Here is a 13,130-nt window from a genome sequence, read left to right as displayed (position 1 = left end):
GCGGCCCCCGGAGTGGCGGAGTACGCACCACCCAGTGGAACGGACACCTCGAATGACACTCGTATGACGGCGGAGAAGCCCGACGCCCGGGGCCGGGTCACCCTGAGCATGATCGCGTCCGAGGCGGGGGTGTCCGTGTCCACCGTCTCCAAGGTCCTCCACGGGCGCTCCGACATCTCCACGGACACCAAGGACCGCGTCGAGGCGGTCATGGAGCACCTCGGCTACCAGCGCCGGCCCACCCGCCGCCGCGGCGCCGTCATCGACCTCGTCCTGAACGAACTCGACAGCCTCTGGTCGGTGGAGATCATCCGCGGGGTCGACGAGGTGCTCCACGAGGCAGGGGCGAGCATGGTCCTGTCCGCGGTGCACGGACGCAGCTCCGACACCCGGGAATGGATCGACCAGCTCGCCGCCCGCCGCAGCAACGGAGCGATCCTCGTCGTCTCCGACCTCACCCCGCAGCAGCGCAAACGGCTGGCCGCGCTGGAGGTCCCCTTCGTCCTGCTCGACCCTGTCGGCAGCGTGGACGCGCTGGTCCCCACTGTCGGCGCCACCAACTGGGCGGGCGCGGTGAGCGCCACCCGGCACCTCATCGACCTCGGCCACACCCGGATCGCCCACCTGGCCGGCCCCCGGCATGTGCTGTGCAGCAGAGCCCGCGCCGACGGTTTCCGCGCGACCATGGAGTCGGCCGAACTCCCCGTACCGGCCGGCTGGGTGCCGCACGGGGAGTTCAACGACACCTCGGGCCGTGCCGAGACGGCCCGCCTGCTGGACGCGGCCGAGGCCGCCGGGGAGCCGCCGCCCACCGCGGTCTTCGCCGCCAGCGACCTCCAGGCCCTCGGCGCCTTCGAGGCGCTGCGCGAACGCGGTTACGCCATCCCGCACGACGTCGGGCTCGTCGGCTTCGACGACCTTCCCGTGGCCCGCTGGACCCACCCACCGCTGACCACGGTCCGCCAGCCCTTGCAGGACATGGCCTCGATGGCGGCCAACACCCTGCTGCGCATCATCGACGGCGAGCCCGCCGACCGGCTCCGGCTGGAACTGCCCACGCACCTGGTGGTGCGGGGCAGCACCGCCCGGCGGGCCGCACCGTGATCCGCCCCGGTCAGACCCGCTGCAGCCGCCAGAGCTGCGGCTGCAGGCCGTTGCAGGTCCACTGCTGGACGTTGCCGCCCGGTGCCCGGGAGCCCTGGGCCACGTCCAGGCACTGGCCACTGGAGCGGGCGACGAGCCGGTAGTAGCCCCGGCCCGCGTTCTCCAGCCGCCAGTCCTGGGCGGCCGACCCGTTGCAGTGCCACTGCCGGACGTTCGCGCCCGGGGTTGCGGAACCGTTCTCCACGTCCAGGCAGTGGCCGCTGTTCCGGCCGGTCAGCGTGTAGTGGCCGCCGCCGCGGGCGCGCACCGTCCAGTCCTGCTGACCGAGCCCGTTGCACGTCCACTGCTGGACGTTGCCCCCGGGCTCCCGCGAGTCGGCCGCGACGTCGAGGCAGTGCCCGCTGTTCGCGTTCACCAGCCGGTGCAGCGCGCCGTCCACGACGCCCGCCGCGTCACCGGTGCCGGTGAGGCTCCCGGTGGCGAAGTACGGCTTGCACACCGAGCCGTCCCAGTCGGTGGCGATCTCCAGCACCCGGCGGCCGTCCGCCGACGGCAGCAGCGGCGAGCTGTAGTTCTGGCAGTAGTTGACCTCCGGCGCCGGCACCGCGACCGGCGCCTCGATCTCGTACCAGGGACCGCTGCCGTTCTCCGTGTTGGCGAGGATGGTGCGGCCGCTGTCCGCCGCGGGCGTGCCGTCCTTGTTGAGCAGCCGCTGTCCGATCAGCAAGAGCCGTCCGTTCGGAGCGCCGTCCGGGGAGGGTGCCCAGGCGACGGTCGGCGCGGCGCGGAGGTACTTGCCGTCCACGGTCTCCGGGCGGTACCCGAGGAAGGCGGGGTCGCCCCAGTTCCAGCCGTCCGCCGAGGTCCGGAAGTGGACCACGCACTGGTACTGGCCGCCGGGGTTGCAGATCTCGAAGCTCATGAAGTAGCTGCCGTCGGGCAGTTGCCGCACCATCGGCATGCCCGGCCGGTCCGCGGACCAGCCGCTCGCCACGGTGTCGTGGTGGCCCTGCCAGTGGACGCCGTCGTAGCTGCGCGCGGCGACCAGCTTCTGACTGTGCCCGGGGTCCGTCTCGTCCGAGTAGTGGCAGACCAGCGCGCCGTCCGCGGCCACCGAGAACTCCGGTTCCCACAGGCCGCCCGTGCCTCCGGCGACGGCACAGGAGGAGAGGTAGGACCAGGTGCGTCCCACGTCGTCGCTCCGCCAGATCCTGAGCGCCATGCGGCGGTTCTGCTCGTCCTGACCGGCCGACGAGGCCCACAGCAGCGTGCCGGCCCGCAACCCGCCCACCTGCCGGGGCAGTTCGAAGAGCGTGGCGCAGCACAGGCCCTGCCCCGCCGCGGAGTCCGGGTCGACGACCCGGCCGACCTCGCGGAAGCTCGCACCCTGGTCGGTGCTCTCGTGGATGGCGCCGACGCCGTTGTTGCCGTCGAACGTGACGACGCTCGCGAGGACGCGCCCGTTGGCCGCGCCGTTGTGCGCGAGCCGGACGGCGCGCGGGTACAGGCCGGTGCCGTCACGCAACGGCGTTCCCGTGGCGGCGGGGGACACGGTGGGGGAGACGGCGGAGGACCGGCCGGACACCTGCGGTGCGTCGGCGGTGGCGGGAACGGCCAAGGACAGGCTGAGGGCGCCGGTCAGCAGAGAGAGCGCGGCCCGGGCACGGGCGCGCCGGAGGAGGTGGTACAGGCGGAGGATCACGACGGTCTTCCTTCCTGCGAGGACGAAATCCGCGCCAGGGTAGAGCCGCGTGTACATCGATGTAAACAGAAGAGACGCCCTGGCTCTCGTTGAAGGAAAATGTTTGTTTCTAGCTCTTACTGAGGGACTTCGTTGAAGTCTGTTTCCGTGCTACGTTCCCCGCGTCTCAGTCGCTCACCCACGTGTGCCCCTGCGCTCAGGAGGAGTTCGATGCGACGCTTCATCGCCTGTCTGGCGGCTCTGCTGATGTTGACCGGAGGTGCCGTACTCCTCGGCGGCGCCGCTTCTGCGGTTGTCATGCCCAAGACACCTCCGCTCTCGACTCCGTGGACCGACCAGGTGTCCACCACCAACCCCCTGCCCGAGTACCCGAGACCCCAGATGACGCGGCCCGAGTGGCAGTCGCTCAACGGGGAGTGGGAGTTCCTCAACCCGCCGGCCGACGGCTCGGGCAACGTCGACCGCAACGCCGCACCGCCGACCGGCCAGACCCTGCCCGAACGCATCCTGGTGCCCTACCCGGTGGAGTCGGCCCTGTCCGGCATCATGCGCAACGACAACCGGGACCTGATGTTCTACAAGCGCTCCTTCACCGTCCCGGAGAGCTGGAACGGGAGACGGGTGCAACTCCACTTCGGGGCCGTCGACCACGAGGCCACCGTCTGGGTCAACGGCACCCGGGTCACCTCCCACAAGGGCGGCTACGACCGCTTCGAGGCCGACATCACCCCCCAGCTCAGGAGCGGCGCCAACGAACTGATCGTGCGCGTGTACGACCCGACCGACGGGCGCGGCGAGAAGCAGACCGTCGGCAAGCAGGTGAACAACCCCGGCGGCATCTTCTACACGCCCACCTCCGGAATCTGGCAGACCGTCTGGATGGAGCCCACACCCGCGTCGTCGGTCCACTCCGTCGATATCCGGCCCAGCCTGTCCGACAACACCGCCCGGGTCCGCGTCTTCACCCGGGGCAACGTCGACGGCCACACCGTGCTGGCCGAGGCGATGAACGGCTCGACCGTCGTGGGCCGTGCCACCGGCGGCTTCACCGAGTTCTCCGTACCCGTCCCCGACGCCCGCCGCTGGTCGCCCGACGACCCCTTCCTGTACGACCTGCGGGTCACCCTGCGCAACGCCTCGGGCGCCGCCGTGGACACCGTCACCAGCTACTTCGGCATGCGTGAGATCGGCACCAAGAAGATCGACGGGGTCATGCGCCCCACGCTCAACGGTGAGTTCGTCTTCCAGATCGGCACCCTCGACCAGGGGTTCTGGCCCGACGGCCTCTACACCGCGCCCACCGACGACGCCCTCGCCTTCGACCTGCGCAAGCACAAGGAACTCGGCTTCAACATGGTGCGCAAGCACATCAAGGTCGAACCGGCGCGCTGGTACTACCACGCCGACCGGCTCGGGCTGCTGGTGTGGCAGGACATCCCGTCCACACCGGCGTTCGACCACGCCCGGACCCCGGCGCAGACCGCGCAGTTCGAGACCGAGGCGCGCGAGATCATCGACGAACACCGCTTCTCACCGGCCGTGGTCGCCTACGTCCCGTTCAACGAGGGCTGGGGCGAATGGGACCTCGCCGCCACCCGGCGCGTCACCACCGGTCTGGAGAACCAGGACCCGACCCGGCTGATGAACCCGCACAGTGGCTACAACTGCTGTGACTCCAGGGGCGATCCGGGCACCGGCGACATCATCGACTGGCACGTCTACACCGGCCCCGACGCACCCCGCCCCTCCGACACCCGCATCTCCGTGCTCGGTGAGTTCGGCGGCGTCGGACTGCGCACACCGGGCCACGAGTACAGCCCCAACGGCCAGTTCTTCGCCTACGAGCAGGTCACCAGCCGCGAGCAGCTGAACGACCGCTACACCGGCATGGTGCGCGACGTCCGGCAGCTCATGACGGCCAAGGGGCTGTCCGCCTACGTCTACACCGAGATCACCGACGTGGAGGGCGAGTACAACGGCCTGCTCACCTACGACCGGCGCGTGCAGAAGGTCGACACCGAGCAGGTGCGCCAGGCCCACACGGCGCTCCTCGACGCCTCCCGCAACCTCAACGCCCCGGCCGGCCTCACCCTCGGACACGTCCGCTCGTTCCGGGTGACCACACCCGGCCACACCGACCGCTACCTGCGGCACGCCGACTCGGTGGCCCGCACCGACGTACTGAGCACCGGTTCCGCGGACGGCGCACGCCAGGACGCCTCCTTCCGCACCGTCGCGGGACTGGCCGACCCGCGCTGCTTCTCCTTCGAGTCGGTCAACCAGCCGGGCCGCTATCTGCGGCACGCCGACAGCAGGGTCCGGATCGACACCGACACCGGCGGCCCGTTCGCCGCAGACGCCACCTGGTGCTCCCGGCCGGGCCTGGCCGCGGGCGGCGTCTCCTTCGAGGCGTCCAATCAGCGGGGCAGCTACCTGCGCCACTACGCCGACCAGGTGTACCTGGCCCGCGTCGGCGGCCCGGACCCGTGGGACACCAGCACGTCCTTCGCCGCGGACGCCACCTGGAACGCCGGTGAACCGGCACTGTGGCGCAGCTCCGTCCTGCTGCCCACCGACCGGCGCCAGTCCCTGCGGGTGACCACGTGGGGCCACACCAACCGGTACCTGCGGCACGCCGACAGCCTCGCCCACACGGAGATCGTCGACGCGAACAGCGCCGGCCTGCTCAAGCAGGACGCCACCTGGACCCTGCGACGCGGGCTCGCGGACTCGTCGTGCTACTCCTTCGAGTCGGTGAACTACCCGGGCCGGTTCCTGCGCCACGCCGACAGCCGGGTCCGCACCGCGACCGACGACGGTTCGGCCCTCTTCCGGCAGGACGCCACCTTCTGCGCCCGCCCCGGAATCGGCGGTCCGGGCGTCACCTTCGAATCGATCAACATCCCGGGCTCCTACCTACGGCACTTCGCGTCCGCGGTGTACATCGCCTCCGGAAGCGGCGCCGGAGACGCCTACAACCGCCCGCAGACCCTCACCGCCGACGCGACGTGGAGCATGGCGGCGCCCTGGGCACCCTGACCGAACGCGCACCGAGCGGCCGCGGACCTCTCCGGGCAAGAAAACCCGCGCTCCCCTCATACCTCTCCCTCCCGGCGACGAATACCTGGCAGACGGCAAGACGTCCGACAGGCAGGACCGACAGCGGCCCAGGGAGCCCTCATGACGGGACAGCGGCTAGAGGTGCGGGAGACAGCCCCCGCCCACCTTCCCGGAGAGTCCGCGGATTCCTCGGCCGACCATACGCAGGAGATATTCGGCAGGCTGCTCGCCGACGTGGTCCACGTGGAGGAGGTGCACCCCGACAGCCACTTCTTCAACGACCTCGGCGCCGACTCCCTGGTGATGGCACATTTCTGCGCCCGGGTCAGGAAGCGGCCGGACCTGCCGTCGGTGTCGATGCGCGACATCTACCGGCATCCGAGCGTCGGCGCCCTGACCGAGGCGCTCGCGCAGCCGCCGACGCCGGCTTCCGAGCCGGCGACGACCGTGTGCGAGGCGCCGGCGACACGGGAGCCGCCGCCGGCCGGCCGGCCCCACCACGTGCTCTGCGGCGTACTGCAAGTCCTGAGCTACTTCGGCTACGCGGGGCTCCTCGCGGTCGTCACCGCCCTGGGCTACGACTGGATCTCCGCCGGAAGCGGCCTGCTCGACACCTACCTGAGGTCCGTCGCGTTCGGCGCCGTGCTCCTCGTCGTCCTGTCCGCCCTCCCCGTGATCGCGAAGTGGCTGCTCATCGGCCGGTGGACGCCGACGCGGTTCCGGGTCTGGAGCCTCCTCTACGTCCGCTTCTGGCTGGTCAAGACGCTGATCCGGGCGAGCCCCCTCGCCCTGTTCGCCGGCACACCGCTGTACCCCCTGTACCTGAGGGCGCTGGGGGCGCGCGTCGGCCGAGGAGTGACGTTCCTGTCGCGCGGCCTGCCCGTGTGCACCGATCTGCTGACGATCGGCGCCGGCACGGTCGTCCGCAAGGACTCGCTGCTCAGCTGCTACCGCGCCACCGACGGAGTGATCGAGACCGGCCCCGTCGCCCTCGGCCCCGACGCGGTCGTCGGTGAGGCGACCGTGCTGGACATCGGCAGCTCACTCGGGCGCGGCTCCCAGCTGGGCCACGCCTCCTCGCTCCACACCGGCCAGGCGGTCCCGGACGGCGAGCGCTGGTACGGGTCACCCGCGCAGCCCGGCGGACCGGACTTCCGCCGGGTGGAGCCCGCCCGCTGCGGCACCGCACGGCGCGCCGGCTACGGAAGCGTCCTGCTCCTGACGGCGCTGCTGGTCTACCTGCCGCTCGCGGTGGGGATGCTCGACGTACTGGGCTCCCGCGTCCTGGAGGGTGCCTCGCTGCCGGGCCAGGGACCTGTGACACCGGTCGGCTGGGTGTTCTACGCCGACCTGCTGGTGATCACGTCCGTGACCTTCTTCGGCGCCGTGCTCCTCGCGATCGTGCTCGTGGGGACCGTCCCGCGTCTGATGAGCCGATGGGTCGTCCCCGGCCGGACATATGCGCTCTACGGCCTGCACCACGGCCTGCACCGGGCGACGGCCCTGATCAGCAACCGCAAGTCCCTCACCCGGCTGTTCGGCGACAGCACGAGCATCGTGCACTACCTGCGCTGGATCGGGTACGACCTGTGCCGGATCGAGCAGACCGGCTCGAACTTCGGCACCCAGGTCAAGCACGAGAGCCCCTTCGTCAGCGTGGTCGGCACCGGCACCATGGTCGCCGACGGCCTCTCGCTGATGAACGCCGAGTACTCCGGCTCCTCGTTCCGGCTGACGCGGACCGCCGTCGGCGCGCACAACTTCCTCGGCAACCGGATCGCCTATCCGCCGGGCGGCAGGACCGGCGACAACTGCCTCCTGGCGACCAAGGTGAACATCCCCCTCGACGGTCCCGTGCGGCACGACGTCGGCCTGCTCGGCTCCCCCTCCTTCGAGATCCCGCGTTCGGTGCCGCGGGACAGCACCTTCGACGAGCTGAAGGAGGGCGACGGACTGCGCCGCCGGCTGGCGGCCAAGAACCGCCACAACGCGACGACGATGGCCCTGCATCTGTTCACGGGCTGGCTGTTCTTCTTCTGCGTCAGCCTGCTCTACGCCTCGGCGGCGAGCCTGTACCCGCAGTGGGGCACGGTGGTCATCGCGCTGGCCAACGCCGTCCTGCTGCCCTTCGCCCTCGTGTACTTCGTCCTGGTGGAGCGGGCCGTCATCGCCCTGCATCCCCCGGGACCGCTGTTCTGCTCGATCTACGACCCCCGGTTCTGGCTGCGGGAGCGCTACTGGAAGATCCCCTCGGAGACGTACTTCCGGATCCTCAACGGCACACCGTTCAAGAGCGTCCTGTGGCGCATGCTCGGTGTCCGGGTCGGAGCCCGGGTCTTCGACGACGGCTGCAGCCTGACCGAGCGCCAGATGGTCACCATCGGCGACGACTGCACCCTCAACGCGGGAAGCGTCGTGCAGTGCCACTCGCAGGAGGACGGCACCTTCAAGTCGGACCGCAGCGCGATCGGTTCCGGCTGCACCCTCGGAGTCGGCGCCTTCGTGCACTACGGCGTGACCGTCGGCGACGGGGCGGAACTGGCGGCGGACGTGTTCCTGATGAAGGGCGAGACCGTGCCCGACCGCGCCCACTGGACGGGCAATCCGGCCCGCCCCGTATCCGACGGCGGCGGAGGCGAATCGTGATGGCGACCGCGACGACCGAACGGCACGCCCCCGTTCCCGAGGCTCCGGCCGACGGCGGCGGAACGGCCGTACCGCGCTGGACGCGCACACCCGTGCCCGGCACGGCCGAGCACACCGTCCCCCTCCCCGACGCCCTGACGGCGGCCCTGGACCGGCAGGCCGGTGAACTCGGCGTGCCGCCTGCCGCGATCGTGCTGGCCGCGCACGCCAAGGTGCTGTCGCTGCTCTCCGGCGACCGCACCGTCCGTGCCGGGCACCTGACGTCCGCCGGCCCCGGACCGCTGCCCTGGGAGCTGACGATCCGCCCCGGCACCTGGGGCCGGCTCGTCCACGCGGCCCGGCGGGCCGCGCCGACGCCCGCCACCGGCCCGACGCCCGTGCCCGGCTTCGAGGCCGTCCTCGACCCGACCGGTGACGCGTCCACCGCCCTCCCCGACGGCACCGTCCTCGCCGTCACGGCGGGGGAGCGGGACGGCCGCCGCGTGCTGCGCCTGCGGTACCGCACCGACGCGCTGGACGCGGACTGCGCCGCCCGGATCGGCGGCTACCATCTGGCCGCCCTCGAACAGATCGCCGCCGACCCCGACGCTCCGCACGACCGCCGGACCCTGCTCTCCCCGGACGAGGTCCGCTGCCAGCTCGACGGACTCGCCGGACCGCGCAGGGACCTGCCCGACCGCCGCGTCCACGAACTGTTCGAGGAGCGCGTCCGGATCCACCCCGAGGCCGTCGCCGTCGTACACCGCGACCGGCACTGGACGTACCGGGAGCTGGACACCCGCGCCAACCGGCTGGCACGCGCCCTGCTCGCGCAGGGGGTGCGCCCCGAGGACGTGGTCGCGGTGGCGACCGAGCGCGACCTGAACTGGACCGCCGCCGTACTCGCCGTCCTCAAGGCAGGCGCCGCCTACCTCCCCGTCGACCCCCACTACCCGCCCGACCGCATGACCACCATGCTCGGCCGCGCCGGCTGCCACCTCGTCCTCACCGAACCGGACAGCACGGCCAACCTGGACCGGGCCCTCACCGCCCTGCCCCGCACCCGCGCACTGCTCGTCCCGGACGTGACCGAACGGCCCACCGACGGGACGGCCCCCGGGCTGCGCGTACCGGCCGACGGGCTCGCCTACGTCTTCTTCACGTCGGGCTCCACCGGGGAACCCAAGGGCGCGATGTGCGAGCACGCGGGCCTGCTCAACCATCTCCACGCCAAGATCGACGACCTGGGCATCGGCGAGGGCACGGTGGTGGCGCAGACGGCGTCGCAGTGCTTCGACATCTCCCTGTGGCAACTGCTTGCGGGTCTGCTGGCCGGCGGACGCACCCTGCTGATCGGCCAGGACGCGATCCTGGACGCCGACCGCTTCCTCGACACGATCACCGAGGGCCGGGTCGGCGTCCTCCAGCTCGTCCCCTCCTACCTCGACGTCGTCCTGAGCGCGCTGGAACGCCGCCCCCGCGAACTGCCCGACCTGCGGTGCGTGTCGGTCACCGGCGAGGAGCTGAAGGGCGAACTCGTCCGGCGGTGGTTCGACTCCGGGCCCGGTGTCCGCCTGGTCAACGCCTACGGACTGACCGAGACGTCGGACGACACCAACCACGAGGTGATGGACGAGCCGCCCGCCATCGGCCGGACCCCACTGGGCCGCCCCGTCCAGAACGTGCGCGTCTACGTCGTCGACGACCACCTCGCCCCCGTCCCGCTCGGAGCCCCGGGAACCATCGCCTTCTCCGGCGTGTGCGTCGGCCGCGGCTACGTCAACGACCCGGAGCGCACCCGCGCCGCCTACCTGCCCGATCCGCACCGGCGGGGTGAACGCCTCTACCTGGGCGGCGACATCGGCCGCTGGCGGCCCGACGGCAAGCTGGAATTCCTCGGCCGCACGGACGCGCAGGTGAAGATCCGCGGATTCCGCGTCGAACCCGGCGAGGTCGAGAACGCGCTGCTGCGGGTCGCCGGGGTCCGGGACTGCGCCGTCGTCGTGACCGGCGCCGAGGGGCACGGCCGGCAACTGGCCGCCTTCTGCGCGGGCGAACCGAGCCTGTCCGCCGACGGACTGCGCGAGCGGCTCGCGAACCTGCTGCCCGCGTACATGGTCCCCGCCTCCTTCCACCTGGTGGAGCGCCTGCCGCTCACCCCCAACGGCAAGACCGACCGGAAGGCGCTGGCCGCACTCGCCGAGGAACCCGGCGCCCCCGGCCACGACGACCGGACCCCGCGCACACCCACCGAGGAACGGCTCGCGGCGGCCTGGGCGAACGTGCTCGGCCTGCCACCCGACCGGATCGGCCGGGGCGACGACTTCTTCGCGCTCGGCGGCACCTCCCTGTCGGCGGTGCGGCTCGCCGTCGCCCTCGACCGGGCGATCTCCCTGCGCGACCTCACCGGCCACCCGGCACTCGCCGATCTGGCCCGCCTGCTCGACACCCGGACCGGTGCGGGATCCGCCGCACCGGCGTCCGGGACCTGAAGAGACACCTCCGAAGGAGGAACCCATGCTGTCCGCACTGTTCCGCAAGCACCCGGCCGCCCCGACGCAGGCCCCGCCCACCGGGATCACCCCGGCCCCGGACAGCGACGCACCGCCGGTCCTGGAGGCCGCGGGCTCTGCCGACCCCGCGGCCTGGGTGGCCGAGCACCGGGACACCCTGCGCGGCCTCGTCGCCGAGCACGGCGCGCTCACCGTCCGCGGTCTCGGCCTGCGCGACCCGGCCGGTGTCGAGGCGGTCCTCGACCGGCTGGCCGCCCGTCCGATGACCGAACGGGAGGGCTTCGCCGCCCGCGACCGCCACGCGGAGGGCGTCTACTCGTCGTCGGCATGGCCGCAGAACCAACCGATGTGCATGCACCACGAGATGAGCTACGCGACCTGCTGCCCCGGGCTCCTGCTCTTCGCCTGCCTCCGGCCGCCCACCGCGGGCGGCGCCACCGCCGTGGCCGACTCGGCCGCCGTACTGCGGTCGCTGCCCGCCGAGGTGGCCGACCGGTTCGAGCGGGAGGGCTGGATACTCACCCGGGCCTACCACGACGAGATCGGCACCACGCCCGCCCAGTCCTTCGGCACCGACGACCGTGCCGGGGTCGAGGCGTACTGCCGGGCCCACGCCATCGACTGGTCCTGGCAGCCGGACGGTTCGCTGCGCACCCGGCAGCACCGCGGCGCCGTGGTCCGCCACCCCGTCTCCGGTCTGCGCTGCTGGTTCAACCAGATCGCGTTCCTCAACGAGTGGACGACGGCCCCCGAGGTCCGGGAGTTCCTCGTGGAGGAGTACGGGCCCGACGGCCTCCCCTTCAACACCCTGTACGGCAACGGCGACCCGGTCTCCCCGGACGTCGTGGAGCAGATCAACAAGACCTACGAGGCGCACACGGTACGCCGGCCCTGGCAGGCCGGGGACCTGATGATCGTGGACAACATCCGTACCGCGCACAGCCGGGAGGCGTACGAGGGACCGCGCGACGTACTGGTGGCGATGGCGGACCCCGCACTGCCGCACGCCCAAGGATCCGAAGGGACAGCGACATGACCACCGTACGACCCGGCACAGCCGCAACCGCGCTCGCGGACACACCGTCCGTGCCGCCCTTCGCCGTCATCCCCGGCCGTCAGGTCCAGGAGGCCCTGCAGGGACAGGAGAAGGCCGTGGTGGACGTGGTGGAGGAGACCTACCGCCTGCACGGCGCCGGCCACACCGTCAACCCGCCGTCCTCCTTCCTCCGTTTCACCGACCGGCCCACCGCACGGATCATCGCGCTGCCCGCCTCCCTGGGCGGCGACCACGGGGTCGACGGCATCAAGTGGATATCGAGCTTCCCCACCAACGTGCCCTCCGGCTTCCCCAGGGCGTCGGCCGTCCTCGTCCTCAACGACCACGACACCGGTTACCCCTTGGCCTGCCTTGAGAGCTCCATCATCAGCGCCGCCCGGACCGCCGCGTCCGCCGCGTCGGCCGCCGACCGGCTGAGCCGGGGGCGAGTGCGCCCCGCCCGAGTGGGTTTCGTCGGAGCGGGCCTGATCGCCCGGTACATCCACACGTACCTCGCGGCCACCGGCTGGTCGTTCGACGCCGTCGGCGTGCACGACGTGTCCGCCGAGAGCGCGGCCGGCTTCCGGACCTACCTGGAGCAGTCCGGGGCCGCCGGCCGGGTCACCGTGCACCGCGGCGCCGAGGAACTGGTCCGCAACAGCGACCTGATCGTCTTCGCCACCGTCGCCGACCGGCCGCACATCGACGAACCGTCCTGGTTCCGCCACAACCCGGTGGTGCTGCACGTGTCCCTGCGCGACCTGGCCCCCCAGGTGCTCCTGTCCGCCACCAACGTCGTCGACGACATCGACCACTGCCTCAGGGCCTCGACCTCGCCCCACCTGACCGAACGTCTCACCGGCAGCCGCGCCTTCCTGGACGGCACGCTCGACGACGTGATGGCCGGCCGGGTCACCGTTCCGGCCGACCGGCCGGTGGTCTTCTCGCCGTTCGGCCTCGGCGTGCTCGACCTCGCCGTAGGCAAGTTCGTCTACGACGAGGTGGCGCGGTCCGGGGAGCTGCGGATCATCGACGACTTCTTCCACGAACTGAGGCGGCACGGCTGAGGTCGTCCCGCCGGCCACCGGAC

Annotated in this window: 7 protein-coding genes and 1 pseudogene; 7 read left to right on the top strand and 1 reads right to left on the bottom strand. The window is 71.9% G+C overall.

Going from position 1 to position 13,130, the window contains the following annotated elements; all coding sequences use genetic code 11:
- Window positions 1–63: 63 nt before the first annotated feature.
- The gene (locus tag ACFC1X_RS12030; RefSeq protein WP_376351610.1) at window positions 64–1,104 is read left to right on the top strand and encodes a LacI family DNA-binding transcriptional regulator; all 1,041 of its coding nucleotides are present in this window, start codon (window positions 64–66) and stop codon (window positions 1,102–1,104) included.
- 10 nt (window positions 1,105–1,114) lie between these two features.
- Here the strand turns inward: ACFC1X_RS12030 and ACFC1X_RS12025 are convergent, their stop codons facing one another.
- Window positions 1,115–2,806: an RICIN domain-containing protein gene (locus ACFC1X_RS12025; RefSeq protein WP_376351607.1), complete on the bottom strand. Its 1,692-nt coding sequence runs from the start codon at window positions 2,804–2,806 to the stop codon at window positions 1,115–1,117.
- Between the two features lie 210 nt (window positions 2,807–3,016).
- On the opposite strand from ACFC1X_RS12025, the pseudogene ACFC1X_RS12020 reads away from it, so the two are divergent.
- The 6 genes and pseudogenes from ACFC1X_RS12020 to sbnB form a co-directional block, all read left to right on the top strand.
- Window positions 3,017–5,347 (top strand): annotated as a pseudogene (locus ACFC1X_RS12020) (AbfB domain-containing protein); the annotation flags it as partial.
- 54 nt (window positions 5,348–5,401) lie between these two features.
- On the top strand, window positions 5,402–5,845 hold the full coding sequence (locus ACFC1X_RS12015) for an AbfB domain-containing protein (protein ID WP_376352160.1): 444 nt from the start codon (window positions 5,402–5,404) through the stop codon (window positions 5,843–5,845).
- 141 nt (window positions 5,846–5,986) lie between these two features.
- On the top strand, window positions 5,987–8,512 hold the full coding sequence (locus ACFC1X_RS12010) for a Pls/PosA family non-ribosomal peptide synthetase (RefSeq protein WP_376351604.1): 2,526 nt from the start codon (window positions 5,987–5,989) through the stop codon (window positions 8,510–8,512).
- Window positions 8,512–10,983, top strand: a complete 2,472-nt coding sequence (locus tag ACFC1X_RS12005) for an amino acid adenylation domain-containing protein (protein ID WP_376351601.1) — start codon at window positions 8,512–8,514, stop codon at window positions 10,981–10,983. Before ACFC1X_RS12010 ends, ACFC1X_RS12005 begins: the two co-directional genes overlap by 1 nt.
- 25 nt (window positions 10,984–11,008) lie before the next feature.
- Window positions 11,009–12,040, top strand: a complete 1,032-nt coding sequence (locus ACFC1X_RS12000; RefSeq protein WP_376351598.1) for a TauD/TfdA family dioxygenase — start codon at window positions 11,009–11,011, stop codon at window positions 12,038–12,040.
- The gene (gene sbnB / locus ACFC1X_RS11995; protein WP_376351595.1) at window positions 12,037–13,107 is read left to right on the top strand and encodes a 2,3-diaminopropionate biosynthesis protein SbnB; all 1,071 of its coding nucleotides are present in this window, start codon (window positions 12,037–12,039) and stop codon (window positions 13,105–13,107) included. The genes ACFC1X_RS12000 and sbnB overlap by 4 nt, the downstream gene beginning before the upstream one ends.
- The last annotated feature ends 23 nt before the right edge of the window (window positions 13,108–13,130 follow it).

Origin of the sequence: Streptomyces sp. NPDC056128 (assembly GCF_042263835.1) — a bacterium.
Taxonomy (GTDB): domain Bacteria; phylum Actinomycetota; class Actinomycetes; order Streptomycetales; family Streptomycetaceae; genus Streptomyces.
The sequence above is the reverse complement of the archived record's forward strand: the minus strand, read 5'-3'. Positions and strand labels throughout refer to the sequence as shown.

Bases quoted from the DNA above. Each gene is read 5' to 3' on its own strand.
- ACFC1X_RS12005 (WP_376351601.1), top strand. From the start codon at position 8,512: ATGGCGACCGCGACGACCGAACGGCACGCCCCCGTTCCCGAGGCTCCG.
- ACFC1X_RS12010 (WP_376351604.1), top strand. From the start codon at position 5,987: ATGACGGGACAGCGGCTAGAGGTGCGGGAGACAGCCCCCGCCCACCTT.
- ACFC1X_RS12030 (WP_376351610.1), top strand. From the start codon at position 64: ATGACGGCGGAGAAGCCCGACGCCCGGGGCCGGGTCACCCTGAGCATG.
- ACFC1X_RS12000 (WP_376351598.1), top strand. From the start codon at position 11,009: ATGCTGTCCGCACTGTTCCGCAAGCACCCGGCCGCCCCGACGCAGGCC.
- sbnB (WP_376351595.1), top strand. From the start codon at position 12,037: ATGACCACCGTACGACCCGGCACAGCCGCAACCGCGCTCGCGGACACA.